24 protein-coding genes are annotated in these 21,796 nt (G+C 65.8%); 18 read left to right on the top strand and 6 right to left on the bottom strand.

The window, feature by feature from the left end:
• The first annotated feature begins 270 nt into the window (after positions 1 to 270).
• The 5 genes from AC1DE3_RS16025 to AC1DE3_RS16005 all read left to right on the top strand — a co-directional run bounded on the left by AC1DE3_RS16025 (position 271) and on the right by AC1DE3_RS16005 (position 2,388).
• Entirely contained in the window at positions 271 to 480 is a 210-nt protein-coding gene (locus AC1DE3_RS16025) for a cold-shock protein (RefSeq protein WP_441468576.1), read from the top strand.
• Between the two features lie 139 nt (positions 481 to 619).
• The gene (gene rpsU, locus AC1DE3_RS16020; protein WP_441510593.1) at positions 620 to 880 is read left to right on the top strand and encodes a 30S ribosomal protein S21; all 261 of its coding nucleotides are present in this window, start codon (positions 620 to 622) and stop codon (positions 878 to 880) included.
• Between the two features lie 17 nt (positions 881 to 897).
• Positions 898 to 1,233 (top strand): hypothetical protein, encoded by a 336-nt coding sequence (locus AC1DE3_RS16015; protein WP_441510592.1) that lies wholly within the window; start codon positions 898 to 900, stop codon positions 1,231 to 1,233.
• 321 nt (positions 1,234 to 1,554) lie between these two features.
• On the top strand, positions 1,555 to 1,812 hold the full coding sequence (locus AC1DE3_RS16010; RefSeq protein ID WP_441510591.1) for a hypothetical protein: 258 nt from the start codon (positions 1,555 to 1,557) through the stop codon (positions 1,810 to 1,812).
• A 372-nt stretch (positions 1,813 to 2,184) separates the two neighbouring features.
• Positions 2,185 to 2,388 carry a DUF4167 domain-containing protein gene (locus tag AC1DE3_RS16005; RefSeq protein ID WP_441510590.1) on the top strand — a complete coding sequence of 68 codons (204 nt, stop codon included), beginning with the start codon at positions 2,185 to 2,187 and terminating at the stop codon, positions 2,386 to 2,388.
• Between the two features lie 208 nt (positions 2,389 to 2,596).
• Here the strand turns inward: AC1DE3_RS16005 and AC1DE3_RS16000 are convergent, their stop codons facing one another.
• Together AC1DE3_RS16000 and AC1DE3_RS15995 are read right to left on the bottom strand one after the other, a co-directional pair.
• A complete protein-coding gene (locus AC1DE3_RS16000; RefSeq protein WP_441510589.1) occupies positions 2,597 to 2,914 on the bottom strand; it encodes a Dabb family protein in 318 nt (105 codons plus the stop codon).
• 5 nt (positions 2,915 to 2,919) lie between these two features.
• On the bottom strand, positions 2,920 to 3,693 hold the full coding sequence (locus tag AC1DE3_RS15995) for a ferredoxin--NADP reductase (protein ID WP_441510588.1): 774 nt from the start codon (positions 3,691 to 3,693) through the stop codon (positions 2,920 to 2,922).
• 583 nt (positions 3,694 to 4,276) lie between these two features.
• Here AC1DE3_RS15995 and AC1DE3_RS15990 point away from each other — a divergent pair.
• Together AC1DE3_RS15990 and ald are read left to right on the top strand one after the other, a co-directional pair.
• The gene (locus AC1DE3_RS15990; RefSeq protein ID WP_441510718.1) at positions 4,277 to 6,622 is read left to right on the top strand and encodes a xanthine dehydrogenase family protein molybdopterin-binding subunit; all 2,346 of its coding nucleotides are present in this window, start codon (positions 4,277 to 4,279) and stop codon (positions 6,620 to 6,622) included.
• A gap of 58 nt (positions 6,623 to 6,680) precedes the next feature.
• Positions 6,681 to 7,796: an alanine dehydrogenase gene (ald, locus tag AC1DE3_RS15985; RefSeq protein WP_441510587.1), complete on the top strand. Its 1,116-nt coding sequence runs from the start codon at positions 6,681 to 6,683 to the stop codon at positions 7,794 to 7,796.
• A 43-nt stretch (positions 7,797 to 7,839) separates the two neighbouring features.
• Here ald and AC1DE3_RS15980 read toward each other — a convergent pair whose 3' ends face one another.
• The 3 genes from AC1DE3_RS15980 to AC1DE3_RS15970 form a co-directional block, all read right to left on the bottom strand.
• Complete coding sequence (locus tag AC1DE3_RS15980) at positions 7,840 to 8,718, bottom strand: LysR substrate-binding domain-containing protein (protein WP_441510586.1); 879 nt, start codon at positions 8,716 to 8,718, stop codon at positions 7,840 to 7,842.
• A gap of 158 nt (positions 8,719 to 8,876) precedes the next feature.
• The gene (locus AC1DE3_RS15975; protein ID WP_441510585.1) at positions 8,877 to 9,677 is read right to left on the bottom strand and encodes an aldolase; all 801 of its coding nucleotides are present in this window, start codon (positions 9,675 to 9,677) and stop codon (positions 8,877 to 8,879) included.
• Positions 9,678 to 9,714: 37 nt separating this feature from the next.
• Positions 9,715 to 10,017 carry an SDR family oxidoreductase gene (locus tag AC1DE3_RS15970; protein ID WP_441510584.1) on the bottom strand — a complete coding sequence of 101 codons (303 nt, stop codon included), beginning with the start codon at positions 10,015 to 10,017 and terminating at the stop codon, positions 9,715 to 9,717.
• A 68-nt stretch (positions 10,018 to 10,085) separates the two neighbouring features.
• Here AC1DE3_RS15970 and AC1DE3_RS15965 point away from each other — a divergent pair, with 68 nt between their 5' ends.
• From AC1DE3_RS15965 to AC1DE3_RS15915, 11 genes are all read left to right on the top strand, one after another.
• Positions 10,086 to 10,565 (top strand): hypothetical protein, encoded by a 480-nt coding sequence (locus AC1DE3_RS15965; protein ID WP_441510583.1) that lies wholly within the window; start codon positions 10,086 to 10,088, stop codon positions 10,563 to 10,565.
• Entirely contained in the window at positions 10,562 to 11,140 is a 579-nt protein-coding gene (locus AC1DE3_RS15960) for a peroxidase-related enzyme (RefSeq protein ID WP_441510582.1), read from the top strand. The genes AC1DE3_RS15965 and AC1DE3_RS15960 overlap by 4 nt, the downstream gene beginning before the upstream one ends.
• Before the next feature lie 4 nt (positions 11,141 to 11,144).
• The gene (locus AC1DE3_RS15955; RefSeq protein WP_441510581.1) at positions 11,145 to 12,113 is read left to right on the top strand and encodes a LysR family transcriptional regulator; all 969 of its coding nucleotides are present in this window, start codon (positions 11,145 to 11,147) and stop codon (positions 12,111 to 12,113) included.
• Positions 12,110 to 13,564: a SidA/IucD/PvdA family monooxygenase gene (locus AC1DE3_RS15950; protein WP_441510580.1), complete on the top strand. Its 1,455-nt coding sequence runs from the start codon at positions 12,110 to 12,112 to the stop codon at positions 13,562 to 13,564. Before AC1DE3_RS15955 ends, AC1DE3_RS15950 begins: the two co-directional genes overlap by 4 nt.
• Positions 13,564 to 14,538: an ABC transporter permease gene (locus AC1DE3_RS15945; protein ID WP_441510579.1), complete on the top strand. Its 975-nt coding sequence runs from the start codon at positions 13,564 to 13,566 to the stop codon at positions 14,536 to 14,538. The genes AC1DE3_RS15950 and AC1DE3_RS15945 overlap by 1 nt, the downstream gene beginning before the upstream one ends.
• A complete protein-coding gene (locus AC1DE3_RS15940; RefSeq protein WP_441510578.1) occupies positions 14,535 to 15,434 on the top strand; it encodes an ABC transporter permease in 900 nt (299 codons plus the stop codon). Before AC1DE3_RS15945 ends, AC1DE3_RS15940 begins: the two co-directional genes overlap by 4 nt.
• Positions 15,431 to 16,420 carry an ABC transporter ATP-binding protein gene (locus AC1DE3_RS15935; RefSeq protein ID WP_441510577.1) on the top strand — a complete coding sequence of 330 codons (990 nt, stop codon included), beginning with the start codon at positions 15,431 to 15,433 and terminating at the stop codon, positions 16,418 to 16,420. Before AC1DE3_RS15940 ends, AC1DE3_RS15935 begins: the two co-directional genes overlap by 4 nt.
• Positions 16,417 to 17,442: an ABC transporter ATP-binding protein gene (locus AC1DE3_RS15930; RefSeq protein ID WP_441510576.1), complete on the top strand. Its 1,026-nt coding sequence runs from the start codon at positions 16,417 to 16,419 to the stop codon at positions 17,440 to 17,442. The genes AC1DE3_RS15935 and AC1DE3_RS15930 overlap by 4 nt, the downstream gene beginning before the upstream one ends.
• The gene (locus AC1DE3_RS15925; protein WP_441510575.1) at positions 17,439 to 19,010 is read left to right on the top strand and encodes an ABC transporter substrate-binding protein; all 1,572 of its coding nucleotides are present in this window, start codon (positions 17,439 to 17,441) and stop codon (positions 19,008 to 19,010) included. The genes AC1DE3_RS15930 and AC1DE3_RS15925 overlap by 4 nt, the downstream gene beginning before the upstream one ends.
• Before the next feature lie 196 nt (positions 19,011 to 19,206).
• Positions 19,207 to 20,493: an acyl-CoA thioesterase/bile acid-CoA:amino acid N-acyltransferase family protein gene (locus tag AC1DE3_RS15920; protein ID WP_441510574.1), complete on the top strand. Its 1,287-nt coding sequence runs from the start codon at positions 19,207 to 19,209 to the stop codon at positions 20,491 to 20,493.
• Positions 20,494 to 20,518: 25 nt separating this feature from the next.
• Positions 20,519 to 20,956, top strand: coding sequence for an SDR family oxidoreductase (locus AC1DE3_RS15915; protein ID WP_441510573.1), 438 nt, complete (start codon positions 20,519 to 20,521; stop codon positions 20,954 to 20,956).
• Here AC1DE3_RS15915 and AC1DE3_RS15910 read toward each other — a convergent pair.
• On the bottom strand, positions 20,856 to 21,788 hold the full coding sequence (locus AC1DE3_RS15910; RefSeq protein WP_441510572.1) for a serine hydrolase: 933 nt from the start codon (positions 21,786 to 21,788) through the stop codon (positions 20,856 to 20,858). The genes AC1DE3_RS15915 and AC1DE3_RS15910 overlap by 101 nt on opposite strands.
• Positions 21,789 to 21,796: the final 8 nt, after the last annotated feature.

Here is a 21,796-nt window from a genome sequence, read left to right as displayed (position 1 = left end):
CGAGTGGCAGTCCGGATCGGCCCCGCTCTCGCCACGAGGCCGGCTCGTTTTCGACCGAGTGGGCAGTCACCCGATAATGTTCCGAGAATACTGATGCGAATCGGCACTCATTTGACAATGCGCTCGCCAAACACCATCTTAGAGGAATCGATCTAGGCCGAACGAATTGGCCCCGCGCACCATCGCGCTTTGCTGACGAACTTCCTGCTCAAATCGAGACATGCGTTGCATTCCGCAGCGTGTGAGCGGTCGCTTTTACAGGAGGTCAGCATGGCCAGCGGCACAGTCAAATGGTTCAACACCGATAAGGGCTTTGGCTTCATTCAGCCGGAAGATGGCGGCCAGGATGCCTTCGTCCATATCAGCGCCGTCGAGCGGGCAGGGCTGCGCACGCTCCGGGAAGGCCAGAAGGTCTCCTATGAGCTGGTGCAGGACAAGCGCTCCGGGAAGGTCTCTGCGGATAACCTGCAGGCCGAGTGAGCTGAGATGCCGTCTGGCGCGGCAATCGAGATATGCGGCGACCGCGGATGCACCGGCGCCGTACGATTGAGCGACGGATGGCCACGGAGGGTCGGGATCAACCCGGCCCTTTTTTGTTTTCACCAGAAGGGAAGTTCGAATGCAGGTTCTTGTCCGCGACAACAATGTCGATCAGGCGCTCCGTGTTCTCAAGAAGAAGATGCAACGCGAAGGCGTGTTCCGTGAAATGAAGGCGCGCCGCTCATACGAGAAGCCGTCTGAACGGCGCACCCGCGAGAAGGCGGAAGCCATTCGCCGCGCTCGCAAGGCTGCTCGCAAGCAGGCCCAGCGTGAAGGATTGCTGCCGGCTCCGAAGCGCGTGGAGCGGCCCGCTCGTCCGGCGCGGCCTGCGCTGGCATAATAAGCGAGGTTTGTGGCTTGGGCTTCGATCTGCAGAATGTCGCCGATCGCCGGACCAGCCCGACCACTGCCAAACAGGCGCGGTTGGAGCGCTTCGAGACACGCCCCAACGGCGATGAGACGCTCTGGGTCCGGCGCGGGGCCGAGCGGCAGGCGGAGAAGACGGCCGGGCTCGCCGATACGGAGCGCCTCCCAGCGGCCGAACGTGAGCGCATCGCCCGGCCGAGCCGCCGAGAGGGGCGTGTGCGCCATGCCCCGCGACGGGCTGAACTGTCGTGGGTCGGCGTCGAGCGGCCTCGGAACGCCCCGCTCGAAACCGTTCGATCACTGCAGGAACGCGCTGCGCGGGAATGACGCTCGCGCTTTTGGCATCGCGCGGGCAGGAAGGAGTTAGCCGATGTCGGATAACAGGATCTCGCCGGAAGAGGCCCGACTACGAGCCCAGAGCAGGGCGACGCTGGCAGCGCAACGTCGCGCCGAGGCTGAAACCGCTCTTGACGCGTTGCGCAAGGAACAGATCGCCATTCGCGAGCGAACGGCGAGATTGCGAGCACAGCGGCTCGCCAAGGAGGCCGCCGACGCCAAGGCAGCTGGCGAAGCTGCAATGCAACCGAAGCCAAAGCGCAGCGCACGGACGAAACCGACTTCTCCCTGATCGTGAAGCAGGAGGTGGTTATGGATACGACAGTTCGCCCGAATCTATCCAATCGATGGGGCGTCACCGACCTGCTGGAGCGCTCGGTCTGCTCGATCGTCCGCGATCCTCATGACCAGTTCTGGATCGTCCTGACCATCGACGAGCTTCCACGGATGGTTGACGTGTTGCGTGGACCTTTCGAGGCGATCGATGGCGCGATGACTGCCATCGGGAAGAACCTGCATGGTTCCTGCCGGCACGGTGCAGCTGTCAGGCCTGCGAATTATTTCCCCTGACGCAGCTGCGGCAACTTCAAACGGCCACAATGGTTCACTAGAAGGTTTCATCGACCGAGCTATTCGGCTGGCCTCGCCGCGACAGGCGCGTTGCCCGATTTTTTACTCTTTCGACAATCGAACGCCGTTTCGCAGCTTACCGCTGCCTGCATTCTGCACGGCAGCCTTACAGGCAGCGCGGACAAGCCGCGCGCCACTGGAACCATATGAAAAATACGACTCGATACGAACATAAGAAATTGCGCGTAGCCGTCACGGCCTTGCAGCCATTGCCTCCGAAAGCTTCATCAAGCTGGAAGCCCGAACCTTGTGGCCTCTCGCGCGAAGAATTGCGCAAAATCGTCGCGCGGATCATGGGCTGAGGAGAAAGCCATGGACCTCCAACACCGCAAGCTGCCGGCTGGCGATATACGCAATCGGGCAGGGCGAGCGGCGGATTTGGATATTCGGGCGCATTTCGAGCGCGCCATGGGCTCCGCGCGAAAGCGTGAAGCGACAGGCGATCGCGTTGAAGCTGAACGCTTCTATCAGCAGGCGGATCATTTTCGCCGCTTGCTGAACCGCACAGCCGCATAGGAGGCGCGGCGCGCCTCCGACAGAAATCGATGCGGCCTCGTCCAAGGCGTGGGCCGGATCACCCCTGCGGTTCGACCGCATGTGCCTTCACTGTCGGTAGGGACGCGCGACGCGATCGAAGTCCTTCGGTCACGGGCAAGCGGCCCCACCATCGGACCAGCGGCCCCCGTCGGCACCCGAAGCTTGAAGGGGCGCCGCGGCCGGCGTTTCAGCGGGCGACCGCAGGTTCCGTCGTCGCCTCGGCGATTACGTAATCCGCAGCAAGCCTCAACTCACGCAGGGGCCGCACCCGTCTTATCGCTTCGGCATAGAGCTCGTGGGCCTTGTACGCCGCGAGGGCTGCGTGATCCGCGAATTCGCCGTAAACGACGATGTCGACTTCGGAACTCAGCGGATCCGACTTCCGATTTTCGGCAATCTCGAGCCTGAGGGCATGAGGGATGCCTGTCAGGATCGACAGGCCTCTGCGAATCGCCTCGATATTCTCCGGAGCCTTGGCGCTGAAAAATACGATGTGCCGGATCATGGCGGCTACTTCTCGACAAAAGCCTTTTCGATCACGTAGTCGCCCGGCTCCCCGTGATTGCCCTCGTGCAGGCCATGCGCCGCGAAGATCGATTTCAGATCGGCCAATAATTGCGGCGAGCCGCAGAGCATGAAGCGATCATTGCGTGGATCGAAGCCCGGCTGCCCGATATCTGAAAAGAGCTGGCCGGAGGTCAGCAAGTCGGTGATGCGTCCGCGATTGCGGAACGGCTCGCGAGTCACCGTCGGGTAGTAGACGAGCTGTTTGCGGATCATGTCGCCGAGGAATTCGTCCTGCGGCAACTGGCTCTGAATCCGCTCGCCATAGGCCAGCTCCGCGACCTGCCGGCAGCCATGCACGAGCACGACGCTCTCAAAGCGCTCATAGGTCTCGGGGTCGCGGATCAGCGAGAGGAAGGGTGCGAGGCCGGTTCCGGTGCCAAGCAGGAAAAGGCGCTTGCCGTCACGGAGATTGTCGAGGACGAGCGTGCCCGTCGCCTTCTTGCCGACGACGATAGGATCGCCGACCTTGAGGTTCTGGAGCCGCGACGTCAGAGGCCCGTTCGGTACCTTGATCGAGAAGAATTCCAGGCACTCGTCATAGTTGGTGCTCGCGACGCTGTAGGCCCGCAGCAACGGCTTCTCGTCGACCTTGAGTCCGATCATCGTGAACTGGCCGTTCTTGAAGCGGAATGCCGCGTCGCGAGTCGTCGTGAAGCTGAACAGCGTATCGGTCCAGTGATGAACGCTGAGAACCTGCTCCTCGTAGAAATTGCTCATCGGACCGCTTTTTCCTTGGCGACGATTCTTGTTTTGCTCGGCTTATCGGCGGCGTTTGATAAGCAGATTTGGCCATCGGAATCAACGGTGGCAATTTTATTCTAAAGAAACCTCTTTTGACATAAATCATTATTTGTAGAAGCGCTTTCGTATAGAATTTTGCTTGCGTCGCGCGCAGCCGATGCCGTCCGTCGATGCGGACGATAAATGGCTTCGGCTGCCCTCCGAAACGCGCTCCTGCGTCGAACAGGCTCGTCAACCGCGAACATGATCGCTGCCGGCGCAGCATGCTGTGGAAGTTGAACATTGCAGACCGTGCGTCGGATCGGCGCAGTATCAGGTTACGTCATTGGCGCTTCCACAAGGGCAAAGCTTCAGGTCGCGTCGCGCCGCGCTATCCGACACGGTCAATGGAGCCATGCCGCAGCCCCAGGCGCCAATTCGATCCGGCACGCATATGGTTGTGCGCCGTCGGGTCCGCCGCTCGCAATGAGGTGGCGCCGCGCGAGGTCGAAGGCAAAGGCAGCTATCTGCCTGAGCCAGCGCCTCGGTTTCTGTTCGATAGTGGTGCCTTGCGATGAATATGCATGTGTCTCGGGTCGATCGCGCGACCGGCCGCGTCGGAATTGGCCAGTCTGTCCCGCGCAACGAGGATGCCGCGCTGGTCCGCGGTCAAGGGCGCTACACCGACGATCTTGCGCTGGAAGGACAGCTCTACGCGGCTTTCGTCCGAAGCCCGCATGCGCATGGCGTCATTCGCGGCATCGATACCGAAGCTGCGAAAGCGATGAAGGGTGTCGTCGCGGTCTACACGGCCGATGATCTGGAGGGGCAGAACTACGGATCGCTGAAATGCCAGGTGGACCTGCCGAACCGGGACGGGACCGCGATGAGGAAGCCGGTCCGCAAGGCACTTGCCGCGGATAAGGTGCGCTTCGTCGGCGACCCCGTGGCGATGGTCGTGGCCCGCACGGCGCAGCAGGCGCGCGATGCCGCCGAGGCCATATCGCTGGATATCGACATCCTGCCCGCCGTCACCTCGGTGGAGGCGGCGCTTGCCCCGGACGCGCCGCAGCTGTTCGATGAGGTTCCCGGCAACCTCATCCTCGACTACCATTTCGGCGACGCTGCGAAGGTCGCGGCGGCCTTTGCCAAGGCCGCGCATGTCACGCGGGTGCAGATCGTCAACAACCGCATCATCGTGAATCCGATCGAGCCGCGCGCCGCGATCGGTACCTATGACCGCAAGACGAAGCGTTACACGCTCCACGCCCCGAGCCAGGGCGCTTTCGGCATGCGCAACAACCTGGCGGCGGCGATGGGTGTCCCGCATGACCGGATGCACTTGCTGACCGGCCATGTCGGCGGCTCCTTCGGCATGAAGTCGGCCGTGTTCCCGGAATATGTCGTGCTGCTACATGCGGCGCGGCTGCTGAATAAGCCGGTGAAATGGACCGACCAGCGGTCCGAGAGCTTCGTTTCCGACCATCACGGCCGCGACATGATCTTCGAGGCCGAGCTCGCCCTCGATGCGCGCGGGCGGTTCCTGGCGACGCGCTTCACCGGCACCGGGAATATGGGCGGTTATCTCTCGCCCCCCGGCCCAATGATGGCCACGCTGAACATCGGCAAGAACAGCGTCGGCATGTACCGCACGCCGCTGGTGGAGGTGCAGACGCGCTGTGCCGTCACCAATACCGTGCCGATCGCGGCCTATCGCGGCGCCGGACGCCCCGAGGGTAACTATTTCATGGAGCGGCTGATCGATACCGCGGCCCGGGAAATGGGCATCGACCGGGCTGTCCTCAGGCAGCGCAACCTGATTGCGCCGAAGCAATTGCCGTGGAAGACCCCGATCGGGACCGTCTATGACAGCGGCGACTTCCCGGCGCTCTTCGCGCGGGCGCTGGAGGCCGCCGACTGGAAGGGCTACCGGACGCGCGAGCGCGCCAGCCGCAAGGCCGGCAAGCTGCGCGGCCGCGGGATCGGCTGCTATCTCGAAGTCACCGCCCCTCCGACCAACGAGATGGGCGGCATCCATTTCGAGCCGGACGGAACGGTCACCATCGTGACCGGGACGCTCGACTATGGGCAGGGACACTGGACGCCCTTCGCCCAGGTCCTGACGAGCCAACTGGGCGTGCCCTTCGAGAAGATTCGCCTCGTTCAGGGGGACAGCGATCGACTGATCGCCGGCGGCGGCACCGGTGGCTCGAAATCGATCATGGCGAGCGGCTCGGCGATCATCGAGGCGAGCCTGCTCGTCATCGAGAAAGGCAAGCTGCTGGCCGCGCACTTCCTGGAGGCCGGTGTCGCCGATATCGAATTCGCCGATGGCCGCTTCGGCATCGCTGGCACCGACCGCTCGGTCGGCATCATGGAGCTCGCCCGCAAGCTGCAGGCGGGCGCAGCCTTGCCCGATGACCTGCCGCGGGCGCTGGATGTCGACCATGTCTTCAAGGCGGCGCCCTCGGCCTATCCCAATGGCTGCCACATCGCCGAGGTCGAGATCGATCCCGATACCGGGCATGTCGAGATCGCGAGCTATGTTATGGTCAACGACTTCGGGGTGCTGGTGAATCCGATGATCGTCGAGGGGCAGCTCCATGGCGGGGTCGTGCAGGGCATCGGCCAGGCGATCTGCGAAATGACCTCCTATGACGAAAGCGGCCAGCTGATGACCGGCTCCTACATGGATTATGCGATGCCGCGCGCGGCGGACGTGCCCTTCTTCACCTTCATCAGCGAGGGCGTGCCGACCCGAACCAATCCTGTCGGCGCCAAGGGCTGCGGGGAGGCCGGATGCGCCGGTTCCCTGCCTTCGGTGATGAATGCGATCGTCGATGCACTCTCGCCCCATGGAGTGCGCCATATCGACATGCCGGCGACGCCGCAGACCATCTGGAGAGCCATTCACTCGCGTTCTTAGTCCCGCGCCGGCACCGGCGCGCGACTAGCCAAGCTCCAACCATAACGAGGAGGAAGCAATGCGCGTCGGTGTACCCAAGGAGATCAAAGTCCACGAATACCGGGTCGGGCTGACCCCGGAAGCCGTGCGCGAATACACCGCAGCGGGCCATGAAGTCCTTGTCGAGACAACCGCCGGAGCCGGCATTTCTGCACCCGACACGGCCTATGAGGCCGCGGGCGCCAGGGTCGTTGCGAATGCAGCAGAAGTCTTCGCGAGGGCCGACCTGATCGTGAAGGTCAAGGAGCCGCAGCCGTCGGAGTGGGTGCAGCTCCGCGAGGGACAAATCCTGTTCACCTATCTGCACCTCGCCCCTGATCCAGAGCAGACGGCCGGGCTCCTGAAGTCGGGGGTCACGGCAGTCGCCTACGAAACCGTGACCGACAAGGCCGGCGGCCTGCCATTGCTGGCGCCCATGAGCGAAGTGGCAGGCCGGCTTTCGATCGAGGCTGCAGGGGCCTGCCTGCAGCGGCATGCTGGGGGGCGCGGCGTGCTGATCGGCGGTGTGCCGGGGGTGCCTCCGGCGCGCATTGCGATCATCGGAGGCGGTGTCGTCGGCACTCACGCGGCGCGCATGGCGGCGGGCCTGGGAGCGGATCTGGTGATTCTGGACCGGTCCCTGCCGCGGCTCAGGCAGCTCGACGAGCACTTCGGCGGCAGGGCGCGGACACGCTATTCCACGCTCCATGCGATCGAGGAAGAGGTCCTCGCCGCGGATGTCGTCATTGGTGCGGTGCTCATCCCCGGCGCGGCCGCGCCGCGCCTGGTGTCGCGCTCCCAGCTGTCCAGGATGAAACGCGGTGCGGTCCTCGTCGACGTCGCAATCGACCAGGGCGGTTGTTTCGAAACCTCCCATCCGACGACGCATGCGGACCCGACCTTCGAAATCGACGGCGTGATCCATTACTGCGTCGCCAACATGCCGGGTGCCGTGCCGCTGACGTCGAGCTACGCGCTGAACAATGCGACATTGCCCTTCGGCTTGGCGTTGGCCGCAAACGGTCTGGATGCGATCCGCAACGATCCGCATCTCGCCGCGGGCCTCAACGTGCATCGCGGCCAGATCACCAACGCTCAGGTCGCGGAGAGCCTGCGCCTGCCGTACACGCCCGCGCAAGCTGCGCTTGCCGCCTGACGGTGCGAGCCAGCGCATGGCTCGCTTTCGCAAGCCCAGGTTATCAGCGCGCTTCCATGAGACAGCCTATGAAATCGCGTACAAGCTGCGATTTAGGCCGGTCGGGCGGCAGGATGAGGAAGCTGCGGCTCAGCACCGGCGGCTCGAAGGGCCGCAGCACGAGGCGACTTTGATCATGGCCCGCGATCGCGTAAGGACTGATCAGCCCGACGCCTACCCCCTGTGCCACCAGCGCGCAAACGGTGGCGGCGTAGATCGTCTCGACGACGACACGCGGCGGCACTGCTCCTGCCTCTGACATGATCATGTCGAAGCGCTGCCGGGCGCGATCTTCCGGAACATAGGCGACGAAATCGATGCCGGACAGATCGTGGGGGCCGATCGTCTCCCGCGAGGCGAGGGGGTGGCCGAGCGGGATGGCGCAAAGGGCGCGCGGCTGGACGAAGACCTGGTGGACGACCCCGGTGACATCGATCTCGTCGGCGGCAAGACCGACATCGTAGATGCCGGCAGCCACTCCATCCCGGACGTCGCGCGAGGGCAGGACCATAAGCGTGACGGTCGCATCCGGGCGCAATTGGCGAAAGCGCAGAACGGCGTTCGGAACGATCGAAGAACTCAGCGCCGAGAGGGTGGCGACGCGAAGTTGACCGGCACCATAGTCGCGAATACGTGCCGCGCTGGCGCGCAGCCGGTCCATCCCGCGGAAGTTCGCCTCGACCTCCGCGAAGAATGTGCGTCCCTCCGGAGTCGGCACGATGCGGTTGCGCACCCGGTCGAAGAGGGCAAAGCCCAGCGACTTTTCGAGCTCGGCTATCAGCCGGCTGACACCGGGCTGGGTGACGCCCAAAATCTCCGCGGCTCGCGAGACCGTGCCCGCCTTCATCACGGCGGCAAATACCTCGATCTGTCGGCTGTTCACATTCGGTCCACCCAGCGCATCCTATTCACGTAGGTGCTCGTACATGCCGAGCACAAGCGGAGATCCTCCCAGGCTCCGCGGTGGCGGCATTTGGATGCTCTTTCCAGATCCAGGCGTCGCCGTTGCCCGACATGCTGCGGTGCCGCGCCAGTTTGCCGCTAATGACGATATTGCGGCTCCTCCAGATCAAGCTGCCGCCGAATGGATGCGAGATGAAGCCGGGCTGACTCGGGATCTCCCTCGCGCATCTGTCGATACGTGGCTTCGGCGATATCGGACGGGACGGATCTGACCGGGCGGCCGGTCGACATGGCCAGAACCTGGACCTGTGCTGCGCGTTCCAGATAGTAGAGGTCGTCCCAGGCTTCCGCGACATTGGGAGCCAGCACCATCACCCCATGATTGCGCATGAACACGATATCCGCGTGGCCCACCGCGTTGGCTATGCGTGCGCCCTCCCCATGATCGAGCGCCAGCCCGTTGTAATCGCTGTCGACGACCGTGCGACCGTAGAATTTCAGAGCGGTCTGGCCGGCCCAAATAAGCGGATCGCCCTCGGTCATGCTCAGCGCAGTCGCGTAGGGCATATGCGTATGGAAGGCCACCTTGGCCCGAGGAACGCGCCTGTGAATCTCCGCGTGGATGTAGAAGGCCGTCGCCTCAGGCTGGCCATCGCCCGCGATGACATTCCCTTCGAAATCGCAGATCAGAAGCTCGGAGGCGGTGATCTCGCGAAAAGCCCTTCCGTAGGGATTGACGATGAAGAGATCATCGTGCCCGGGCACCACGGCCGAGAAGTGATTGCAGATGCCTTCTTCGAAGCCGTGGCGCGCCGCGGCGCGAAAGCAGGCTGCCAGATCTTCCCGAACCGTCCGGATCGCCTCCGAGGAGAAGTCCGGACGATTGTCCTGGGTCCGCACGGCCGCCGGCGTGAACTTGGGGTTGAGGCTGTGGGCCATCGCAAATCCTCTAAGGCGTTTCGGGTACGAAGGTCGTTCAGCGGCGCTCATGCCAGCATTTTTCGTACCATATCCAGGCGTGCTGGCCAGTGCCGAGCCGAGCTGCATCATCCGCGGGAAACGCGGTCGCGGCATCGACATCGTCGATGGCGAACAGTTCGCGAGCGGGAATCTCGCGGCTGGTCTTCTCCAGCAGGAGTGTCGATCCGGGAGTGCCCGAAGCGGTGCGTGTCGAGGGCGGGCCGGCTGCAATCGCGTGCACGCGGATCCCACGGGTCTGGCGCGCAGCGCGCGGGCACGGCCGCGCCCTTGCATACCGACAGCGATCGATCCTTGACATAGCGCAAACGGCGGGCTTCATTCGTTATAAGCATTAACTCGATAAGTTGATGCATGAAGGGAATTGCTATGACCCAGACCGTCGGTCCCGAGGCGTCTCCCTGGCTCGAAGCGGAAGCTCTGACCGCGGCGCACGCGCGCGCCAACATCATCGAGATGAGCCGCCAAGCCGAAGCCGCGGTAATCCAGCCGCGGGATCCCGGTGGGTTTCCAGCTCAGTGGCGCACGGCGATGGCCGCGCGCATCGCAACCCTCAATGGCCAGACGAAACTGGCCTCGCACTACCTCGCGGCGATTGCCGAGCCGGCTGTCCGCAATCTCGCCGATCCGGCTCAGACCAGCAGCGACGCGCGGGAACGGGCTGCCATCGCCTTTATGGACAAGGTCGCAGCCGAGCCACGTGCGGTCGTCTCCGAGGATATCGAGAGGCTGAAGGCAGCCGGCGTCGCGGAGGCCGACATCGTGCGCCTTTGCGAGCTCAACGCCTTTATGAGCTACCAGTGCCGGGTCTTCGCCGGGCTCGCTGTCCTCAAAGGAGCTGTGGCATGAGCCGGATCGTCCATCGCTTCACCCGCACCGTTCCTGAATGGCAGCCGCGGGTCACCCCGGTCGATCTGGCCAGCGCCACTCCCGAGCAACGCGACGCGCTGAAGATCACGCCGTCGAACACCAAGGTCTCGGATTATGTGCTGGTCCTGGCGCATGATCCGGAGACGCTGTCGGTACGCTCGCCGCTGTTCAACGCGATCATGTACGATCCGGGCGGCATGAGCCGGGCCGAGCGGGAGCTCGGTGCCATCGGCGCCTCGATCGTCAATCGCTGCATCTACTGCGCAGCCGTGCACGCCTCCCGCCACGCACAGCTCAGCAAGGACACCGCCGTCACCGACGAGCTCTTCGCGCGTGGCGAGCAGGCACAGCTCTCGCCGCGCGACCAGGCGATCTTCGACTTTTCGGTCAAGCTCTCGCAATCGCCGCCGGCGGTCACTGAAGCGGATGCCGCCAAGCTGCGCGAGGCCGGCATCAGCGAGGCCGAGGCTGTCGACCTCATCCTGTCAACGGCGCTGTTCGGCTGGGCCAACCGGCTGATGCACGTGCTCGGCGACCCCGTCCGCAACGACTGACGCGATGAGCCGCCTCAAGACCCTCGAGGCGTATCTGCAGGTTGCCTCCCTGGGCAGCGTCACCGCTGCCGCGCGCCATCTCGGCGTGTCGCAGCCTTCGGTGAGCCGCATGATCCAGGAGCTCGAGCGCGACCTCGGCCAGCCGCTCTTCGAGCGCGCCGGCCAACGGCTGGTCCTAACGCCGAAAGGCGTGGTGCTGCGCGACGATGTCGAGCGGGCGCTGGCCGGTTTCGTCAATCTCTGGGAGCGTGCCCGCGAAGTCGTCGGCGAGTCCGAGCCGCCCATCAGTGTGGCGGCGGTGTCGGCGCTGGCCTTCGGGCTGCTGACCGGTGCCTGGAAGGCGCTCGGATGCCTCGACGAGCCGCCGCGGCTCGCGATCGAGGTCGAGAATCCCGACCGCGTCCAGAACGCCGTGATGTCCGGCACGGCCCAGATCGGCGCGACCAGCGCGCCCCTGCTGCATCGCGACCTGACCGTCGAATGGCTGGGCACCGCACCTTGCGTGCTGGCCGTGCCCGAAGGCGACGCTCTGGCGCGTCTCGAAGGCCCGGTGGAGCTGCGAGCGCTGGCCGGGCGCAGCCTCGTCGGGATGTCGATGCGCCGCGGAGTGCCGGCGCGCATTCGCGCAGCTCTCAACGCGGCCGGTGTCGATGTCCGCGTCCGCGTCCGCACGACCTCGACGATCAATGCGCTCTCCTTCATCGAGGCCGGAGCGGGCGTGGCGATCGTCGAGCCGCTGACATTGACCGGCCGCCCGACGCCGGGCGTCCGCATCCTGCCGCTGGCGACGCCGATCCCCTATTGCTTCGGGGTGGTGACGGCACGCGGCGTCGCCGTCCCCGACAAGGTCCGCGAGCTGATCGCGGCGCTGCAGATGGTGGCACAGCAGCGGCTGGACGATTTCACCCTGATCCCGCCCGAGGAGCACCACGCCCTCCTCGCTTCGCTGACCAAACAGGAGACGCGGCTGTGACAGCCGATCAAGGCAAGGTTCCCGAAGGGCTGGCAGCGCTGAACCGCCGCGTCGCCCGTGAGCTTGAGTTGCTGACCCTTCCGGCAGCGCCCTGGGTTCCGCAGCGCGACATTGCGGGCGAGCCGCTGCTCGACGTCGCGATCATCGGCGCCGGCATGGCCGGGCTGGCCGCCGCCGGGGCGCTCCGCAACATCGGCCTGCGTGCCGTCAACTTCGACCGCCGGCCGAAGGGCTTCGAAGGACCATGGGCAACGACGGCGCGCATGGAGACGTTGCGTTCGCCCAAGACCCTGACCGGGCCGGCACTCGGCATTCCGTCGTTGACCTTCCGCGCCTGGTTCGAAGCTCAGTTCGGCGCCGAGGATTGGGAACGGCTCGACAAGATCCCGCGGCTGATGTGGATGGACTATCTGCGCTGGTTCCGCGACGTGCTGCGTCTCGATGTCCGCAACGATCACGACATCGCTGCGATCCATCTGGGAGCGGACTACGCGACGCTGGAGATCGACGCGGCCGGGAAGCGGCAGCGCGTGCGGGCGCGCCATGTCGTGCTGGCCACGGGGCGCGACGGGCTCGGCGGTCCCTTCGTGCCGGCGATCGCCGACAGCCTGCCGCGCGAGCGCTGGGCGCATTCCTCAGACGCGAACGACTATGCCGCGCTGCGTGGCAAGCGCGTCGCCGTAGTGGGCGCCGGCGCCTCCGCGATGGACAGCGCAGGCACCGCGCTGGAGGCGGGGGCGGAGCGCGTCGACCTGCTGATCCGCCGCCGCGACATTCCGCGCATCAACCGCGGCAAGGGCATGGGCCATCCCGGTTCGATCGCGGGCTACCGCTATCTGCCCGACGATTGGAAATGGCGGATCAACAGCTACATCGCTCGCGAGCAGGTGCCGCCGCCGCGTGCGAGCGTGCTGCGCGTCTCGCGGTATCCCAACGCCTTTTTCCGTCAGGGCACGGCGTTGCATTCCGCACGGATGGACGGCGACGAGATCGTCGTCGAGACCAGCGCGGGTACGATGCGCTTCGATTTCATCATCTTCTCGACTGGTTTCCGGGTCGACTGGGACAATCGCCCCTTCCTCGCCGAGATCGCGGCGAGCGCCCGGCTGTGGAGCGATCGCGGCGTGCCCGCCGATGCCGATGCGGGTCTCGGTTCTCTGCCCGATCTCGGCACCGCCTTCGAGTTCCAGCCGAAGATTCCAGGTGCCTGCCCCGGCCTCGAACGCGTCCATTGCTTCTGCTATCCGGCGATGATGTCCCACGGAACCGTATCGGGCGACATTCCGGCGATCAGCGACGGCGCCGTGCGGCTGTCGCAGGCCGTCGCGGCGCGACTGTTCGTCGAGGATGTCGAGGCGCATTTCGCGCGTGGCCAGGAGTATTCCGAGCCGGAAATCTTCGGCGACGAGTGGGAGCCGATCCTGCCCGAACAGGCCGCGGTACCGGTCTGATGCTCGGCTGGCTGCTCCAGCGCATCGCGCAGGCGCTCCTCGTCGTGGTGGCGATGTCGCTCGTCGTGTTCCTGGGCATGCACGCCATCGGCAATCCCGCCGACATCCTGCTGGCTCCGGATGCGACGCAGGCCGACAGGGCCGCGCTCGTGGCGCAGCTCGGCCTCGACCGGCCGCTCTGGCAGCAATATCTCAGCTTCGCAGGCAGTGCCCTGCAGGGCGATCTCGGCCGCAGCTTCGTCTACAACGTCCCGGCCGTGACGCTCATCCTGCAGCGCCTGCCGGCGACGCTTGAACTCGCCATCGCCGCGACGGTCTTCTCGGTCATTCTCGGCGTGCCGCTCGGGCTCTATGCCGGGCTCTACCCGGAACGCCGGCTCTCCAAGCTGATCACGACGGGCAGCATCCTCGGCTTCTCGCTGCCGACCTTCTGGGTAGGCCTCCTGCTGATCATGACCTTCAGCGTCTATCTCGGCTGGCTGCCGGCGAGCGGGCGCGGCACCACGGTCCGTTTCCTGGGCGCGGACTGGTCCTTTCTGACCTTGAACGGCTGGCGGCACATGCTCCTGCCGGCGATCAACCTGTCGCTCTTCAAGGTCTCGCTGGTGATCCGGCTGACACGGGCCGGGGTGCGCGAGGTGCTGCCGCTCGACTATGTCCGCTTCGCGCGGGCCAAGGGGCTGCGCCGCGGCCGGATCATGACGATGCATATCCTGCGCAACATCATGATCCCGCTGGTGACGGTGCTCGGGCTCGAGCTCGGCTCGACCATCGCCTTCGCGGTGGTCACCGAGAGCATCTTCGCCTGGCCGGGCTCGGGCAAGTTGATCCTCGACAGCATCAACGCGCTCGATCGGCCGGTGGTGATGGCCTACCTGCTGGTGGTGGTGACGCTCTTCGTCATCATCAACCTCGTCGTCGACATCCTCTACCGCATCCTCGACCCGCGCGTTCGCGAGGAGGCCTCGACATGACGAGCGTTCCCGCCGCCACCGCCCGCCGACCGGCCGTCAATGCGCTCAGCCGTTTCCTGCGCGCGCCCACGGCTGTCATTGGCCTTGGCCTGCTGACGCTGCTGATTCTGGGCGCGGTCTTCGCCGCGCAGATCGCCCCGCAGAACCCGTTCGACCTCGCTGCCATCGATGTGCTCGACGCAAGGCTACCGCCCGGCTCGGCTTCCTCGGGCGCCGATCTCACCTACTGGCTCGGTACCGATGGACAAGGCCGCGACCTGTTCTCTGCTATCCTCTACGGGTTGCGGACCAGCCTGACCGTCGGCGTCGGCTCGGCCGTGCTGGCGGGTATCCTCGGCATCATGCTCGGGTTGATCGCGGCCTGGAGCGGTGGCTTCGTCGACGCGCTGATCATGCGGCTCGTCGACCTCTTGATGTCGCTGCCCTCGATCCTGATCGCCCTCTTGATGCTTGCGCTGCTGGGCCGGGGCATCGGCAATGTCGTGCTGACGCTGGTGCTGCTGGAATGGGCCTATTACGCCCGCACCGCCCGCGCCCAGGCGCTGGTCGAGCGCAAGCGCGATTATTTCGAGGCGGCGCGGGGGCTGGGCCTGCCGACCTCGCGCATCCTGCTGCGCCATGTCTTGCCCAACTGCCTGCCGCCGCTGCTCGTCATCGCCGCCTTGCAGGTGGCGCGCGCCATCACGCTGGAGGCGACGCTCTCCTTCCTCGGCCTCGGCGCACCGGTGACGCAGCCCTCGCTCGGCCTGCTGATCGCCAACGGCTTCCAGTTCATGCTCTCGGGCGAATATTGGATCAGCTTCTTCCCCGGGGTGACGCTGCTGCTGGCGATCGTCGCGATCAACCTCGTCGGCGACCGCCTGCGCGAGGTGCTCGATCCGAGGGCGCTGAAATGAGCGCGCCGCTGCTCGAAGTCCGCAATCTGCGCACCCGTTTCCACACTGATCGCGGCGATCTCGACGCCGTGCGCGACGTCTCCTTCACGCTGCGGGCGGGACAGACGCTCGGCCTCGTCGGCGAAAGCGGCTCGGGCAAGTCCGTGACGGGCTTCTCGATCATGGGGCTGATCGATCCGCCCGGCCGGGTTGTCGACGGCGAAATCCTGTTCAACGGCCGGGATCTGACGCGGCTCGACGAGGAGAGCCTGCGTCGCCTACGCGGCAATCGCATCGCCATGGTCTTCCAGGACCCGATGATGACGTTGAACCCGGTGCTGCGGATCAGCACGCAAATGATCGAGACGATCCGGGCGCATGAGGCCGTCGACGCGGCGACGGCCCGCGTCAGAGCGCGGGACATGCTGGGCACCATGGGCATCCCGAGCCCGGAAGCGCGGCTCGATGCCTATCCCCACCAGCTCTCGGGCGGCATGCGCCAGCGCGTCTCCATCGCCATCGCGCTGATCAACCGGCCCGATCTGATCATCGCCGACGAGCCGACGACCGCCCTCGACGTCTCGATTCAAGCGCAGATCCTGGCCGAGGTGCAGCAACTGACACGCGAGAGCGGCACGGCGCTGCTCTGGATCACGCATGATCTCTCGGTCATCGCCGGCATCGCCGATGAGATCGCGGTGATGTATGCCGGCCGCATCGTCGAGCAGGGCCGCGTCGATGCCGTGCTGGACAATCCCCGCCATCCCTATACGGCCGGGCTGATCGGCAGCCTGCCGGGAGCGAGCGCACCGGGCTCGATGCTGGTCCAGATACCCGGCACAACGCCGGACATGGTCGCCCCGCCTGATGGCTGCGCCTTCGGGCCGCGCTGCGCGCGCCGTGCCGATGATTGCGCGCGGCAGCCCGCCTTCACGCAGGGCGCGCACAAGCTGCGTTGCTTCCACCCTCTCACAGGCCCGGCTTCGCTTGCCGAGGTAGCGGCATGACGACGACCGCTTCTTATTCGGCCCCCGCGCTTGAGACGCGCGACCTGAGCCGCCGCTTCGGCCGTGCGGACGGGCTTGCTGTAAAGCTGCATCTCGCCAAGCGTCAGCCTGTCATCCATGCGCTGGACGGTATCGACCTCACCATCCCGACCGGCGAATTCGTCGGTCTCGTCGGCGAATCCGGCAGCGGCAAGTCGACGCTTGGGCGCATCGCCGCCGGGCTACTGCCGCCGAGCGGCGGCGATGTCCGCGTCTTCGGGCGCGATCCGCGGGGTGACCGCTCGGTTCATCGCGACGTGCAGCTCATCTTCCAGGACCCGCAGGCGAGCTTGAACCCGCGCATGCGCGTCGCCGCGGCGATCGGCGAGGCGCCTCTCGTCCACGGCATCGTCGGTCGCTCCGAGCTCGACGATTATGTCTGCGCGCAGATGCGGCGGGCCGGGCTCGACCCGGTCTATCGCCAGCGCTTTCCGCACCAGTTCTCCGGTGGACAGCGCCAGCGTATCTCGATCGCCCGCGCGCTCGCCATGCAGCCGCGCTTCCTGGTCTGTGACGAGTCCGTCGCCTCGCTCGACGTCTCCATCCAGGCGCAGATCCTCAACCTGTTCATGCAGCTCCGGCGCGATCTGGACCTGACCTACCTGTTCATCAGCCATGATCTGCGCGTGGTGCAGCACATCGCCGACCGCGTCGTCATCATGTATCTCGGCCGCATCGTCGAGGATGCGCCGGCGCGGCAGTTCTTCGCCCACCCCAACCACCCCTATACGCAGGGCCTGCTCGCCGAAATTCCCGATCTCAAGCAGCGGCGGCGGGTCTATGCTCCCGTTAAAGGCGAGATCCCGAGTCCGGCCGCGCCGCCGCCCGGCTGCCATTTCCATCCGCGCTGCCCGGCCGCTTTCGACCGCTGCCGCGTCGAGAAACCCGCCCTGCGCGAGATCGCGCCGGGCCATCGTTCCGCCTGCCACCTCAACGATACGCCCGCGGTCCAAGCCCGCGCGCTAACAGGAGTGATCGGATGACGACCAAACTGAGCACGCTTGCCCTGTCCGCGGCGCTGATCGTCGCCGCTGGGACCGCCTCGGCGGAAGACCTGCGCATCGGCTTCGCCGACCCGGTCTCCGCGATCGACCCGCAGCTCAACAACTATGCCGGCGACCACTCGGTTGCGCAGCATTTCTTCCCCGCCATCGTCGCGCAGAAGACGATCGGCGGCATGGCTCCCGGTCTCGCCTCGGCCTGGAAAAGCACCTCGCCCACGACCTGGGAATTCAAGATCCGCGACAAGGCGGTCTGGACCGACGGCAAGCCGGTGACGGCGGAGGACATCGCCTTTTCCTATGAGCGCGCCCAGAACGTGCCGGGCTCGGTCGCGAGCTTCAAGAGCTTCCTGCGCAGCGTCGCCAAGGTCGAGGTCAAGGACCCGCAGACGCTGGTGATCACCACCAAGGAACCCGACCCGCTGCTGCCGATCAACATCTCCAGCATCTACATCGTCAGCAAGCATATCGGCCAGACGGCGACGACCGACGACTACAACAGCGGCAAGGCGATGGTAGTCGACGGCCCCTATGCCTTCGTCAGCTATACGCCGGGCGACCGCATCGAGATGAAGCGCAACGACACCTACTGGGGCGACAAGGCCGAGTGGGACAAGGTGAGCTATCGCTATATCGCCAACCCCGCGGCGCGCACCGCCGCGCTGCTCTCGGGCGATGTCGATATGATCGACAAGGTCTCCTTCTCCGACATCGAGAAGCTGGAGAAGAATCCCAAGGTCAAGGTCTGGTCCTATCCCGGCCTGCGCGCGCTGATCCTGCAGCCGAGCTTCAACCCGGCGCCGTCCAAGTTCATTACCGACAAGGCCGGCAAGCCGCTCGACAAGAACCCCCTGCTCGACCAGCGTGTCCGCCAGGCTCTCAACATGGCGATCAACCGAGAGGCCATCGCCGACCGCGTTGCGCGCGGCGGCGTGACGGTCGCGACGCAGTGGATGCCGGCAGACACCTTCGGGTACAATCCCGACTACGCCAAGATCGCGGTTGATCCGACCAAGGCCAAGGCGCTGCTGGCCGAGGCCGGCTATCCCAACGGCTTCAAGCTGACCATGCATGTGCCGGGCGAGCGCTATCCGCTGGCGCCCGAGACCGCGCAGGCCGTCGCGCAATTCTGGACCCGCATCGGCGTCGAGACGCAGGTCGAGGTCGTTCCCTTCCCGGTCTATGTGACCGGCGCCAACAAGAACGAATATGCGATGAGCATCGTCGGCTGGGGCAACGGCACGGGCGAGGGCACTTATGCCATGACCTCGATCCTGGCGACGGTCGACCCGGCCAAGGGGCTGGGAGCCTCGAACTGGGGCCGCTACAGCAATCCGAAGCTGGATGAGGCGCTCGCCAAGGCCGGCGCCGAATTCGACGATCCCAAGCGCGAGGCGATCATCAAGGACGCCGTCAAGGTGGTGATGGACGATGTCGGGATCATCCCGCTCTACCATTACAAGAACATCTGGGCGAGCCGGCCGGACCTGAAGGTCGTGCCCTGGAACAGCGACCGCACCGTCGCCATGCAGGTTAGCAAGGCGAAGTGACTTCGGAGCCCGCCTTGCGAGGTCAGCCTTCATCCAAGGGAACTCGGACGTCATCCCGGACAAGCGGCGAAGCCGCACCGATCCGGGATCCATCGTAGAGCTCCGCAGCCCTTCGATGGATCCCGGCTCAAGGCCGGGATGACATCGTGGTTCCACTCTCAAACACGGTCCGGACTTAACGGAGACGAAAGTCGCCATGCCCGCCGCTTTCTCCGTCAGCCCTGCGATCGACCTGATCGACGTGCCGCGCCGGATCGCCCTCGCTGGGCTACCGGTTGGCGGGGAGGTAACCATTGCAGCGGAAACGCAGCGGGGCGGTCATCTCTGGCGGGCGCAGGCCGTGTTTGCGGCGGATGCTGCGGGCACCGTCGAGCTCGATCGCGACGCGCCGCTGCGGGGCGATTATGCCGGCATCGCCGCGATGGGGCTGATCTGGGCGCAGCAAGGTGAGGGCGAGCTGTTCCATGCCGACATGGCCCGGCCGCTGGAGACCAGGCTCACCGCCCATATCGGCGGCGAGCTTACGGCGTCGGACGGCTTCACGCAGATTCTCATGGCAGAGGGCGTCACCCGGCATCCGCTTGCCGAGGATGGGCTCGTCGGCACGCTGTTCCTGCCGGCAGGCGAGGGGCCGCATCCGGCGATCATGATCCTCAACGGCTCCGGCGGTGGCATCAACGAGCCACGCGCGGCGCTGTGGGCCTCGCGTGGCGTAGCGGCGCTGGCGCTCGGCTATTTCGGCGCTCCGGGGCTGCCGCAATACATCTCGAACACGCCGCTCGAGTATTTCGCCGGAGGGCTCGACTGGCTGCGTGCCAATGTGAGCCCCCTGAACGATTTCGTCGCCGTTGCCGGGCAATCGCGCGGCGGCGAGCTTGCGCTTCTGCTGGGCGCGACTTTTCCCGAAAAAGTCTCGGCGGTGCTGGGCTATGTGCCGAGCGCCTTCGTCCATGGCGGTCAGGCGGCAGCCGACCCCGCCCCGGGGCTCGGCCGGGACGGTCCGTGCTGGACGCTCGGCGGCAAGCCGCTCGTCCATCAATGGCAGGACAACGCCACGGCGAGCTGGAAGCCCTATGACGAGGCGACTGAAATCCGCCGCAACGCCGATGCGATGCGCACCGCGCTGGGCGATCCCGATGCGATGGCCCGCGCCCGCATCCCGGTCGAGCGGATCGCCGGGCCGGTGCTGCTGTTGTCGGGCGGCGACGACGGGGCGTGGCCTTCCGATCTCTATTCGCTGATCGTGCAGTCGAGCCTGCTGGCCGCCGGCCATCCGCATGAGGTCGTCTGGAAGAACTGGCCCGAAGCCGGGCATTCCATCCTGTTCCCCTACACCCCGGCGACGCGCATCTCCCATCGCCATCCGATGAACGGAACCTCCTCGACCATGGGCGGAACGCCGGCCGCGAATGCCGAAGCGAATGCGGGCGCCTGGGCCAGCGCCTGGGCATTCGTAAAGCGTCACACGGGGTTGGGCGGTTGAGGCCAACAAATATGGAGCGTGGGCTATGCGCGCTCCAGGCCGGGCCGCGACCTCCATGAGGTCACGATCCTCATGCCAGCGGCCAGCAAGCTACTCGGCCACCAGGGCCGGGGTGATCGCGCTGACCAAGAGCACGGCCAAGGAAACGGCCTGTGACGGCATCGTCGTCACCGCCATCACCCCCGCGGCGGCTGAGACCGCGATGGCGAAGGAGATTTCCGCCGAGCGGCGCGCCGACATCCTGTCCCGTATCCCGATGGGGCGCTTCGTCGAGGTCGAGGAAGTCGCGCGGATGGTGCTCTGTCTGACGAGTGTTCCTTCTCGACCGGCGGCGTCTTCGATCTGTCAGGCGGCCGGGCAACCTACTGACCGGCGGATGCCGGCGGCATCAGCTGCCCGGCGGCGAGAGCGCCGAGCGACGGCAGGAAATCGTCGTCCTCCGCGATGGCCTCGCCCTGCGTGAAAACAGTCAAGGTGAACTCTTGCCCGCCCGGGAGGATCGCGCGAAGGGCGTCATGGCGCCGGAAATCGGCACGCTCATCGCCGAGCCAGCGCGTGCGGCCGGCCTTCGACCAGATCTGCGTGCCCGCCGGCATGCCGCCTGCGAGATATCCCGAGACCTGATAGGCGCCGCGCTTCACAAACGGGCTCGCGAGATCGCGCGCGAGCAGCGGTTCGACCGCCCGTCGCGTTGTCGTGCTCAGCGCCGAGCCATGGAAGATCTCGTGCATCAGCCGGGCCATGGCGACCGGCGTCAGGGCATTGTGGCCGCCGGGCGAGCGGTCGAGGCCGATCTTCTCGCGGCCATAGCGGAGGTCGTCCATCAGCTTCTGGTTGAGGTTGATGCCGGCGAGCTCCGGCCAACCCAGCTGGTCGAAGAAGCGATTGACGGCCTCGCGCCGCTCGCCCCAGGCCGTCATCTCGGCGCTGGAGAGGAGGGTGTCGCCGCTCGTTCCCGAAAGCAGGTCGATGACGTAGTTCGTCGCGCTGTTGGAGGACCAGAGGATCATGTCGCGCATGGCGCGATCAAGCTCCTCATGCTCGACCAATTGTCCCGCTTCCAGAGCGGCTTGCGCGGCGACCAGGAAGAAGACCTTGACCAGCGAGCAGGGATAGCTGCGCCAGCCCGCACGCAGCGCCGTACCGCGCGGCCGTTCGCCCTGCTGGCCCGGTTGCAGCAGCACGAAGCCGAACTGCTCCTCCGGCACACCGCGCTCGCGGAATGCGGCGACCGCCTTTGCGGTCAACAGCGCGCTGATGCGCTGCAGGTTTTCATCCTCGTCGAAAAAGCTCATGGCACACC

It is taken from the genome of Allobosea sp. 10L417, from assembly GCF_056395485.1.
The sequence above is the reverse complement of the archived record's forward strand: the minus strand, read 5'-3'. Positions and strand labels throughout refer to the sequence as shown.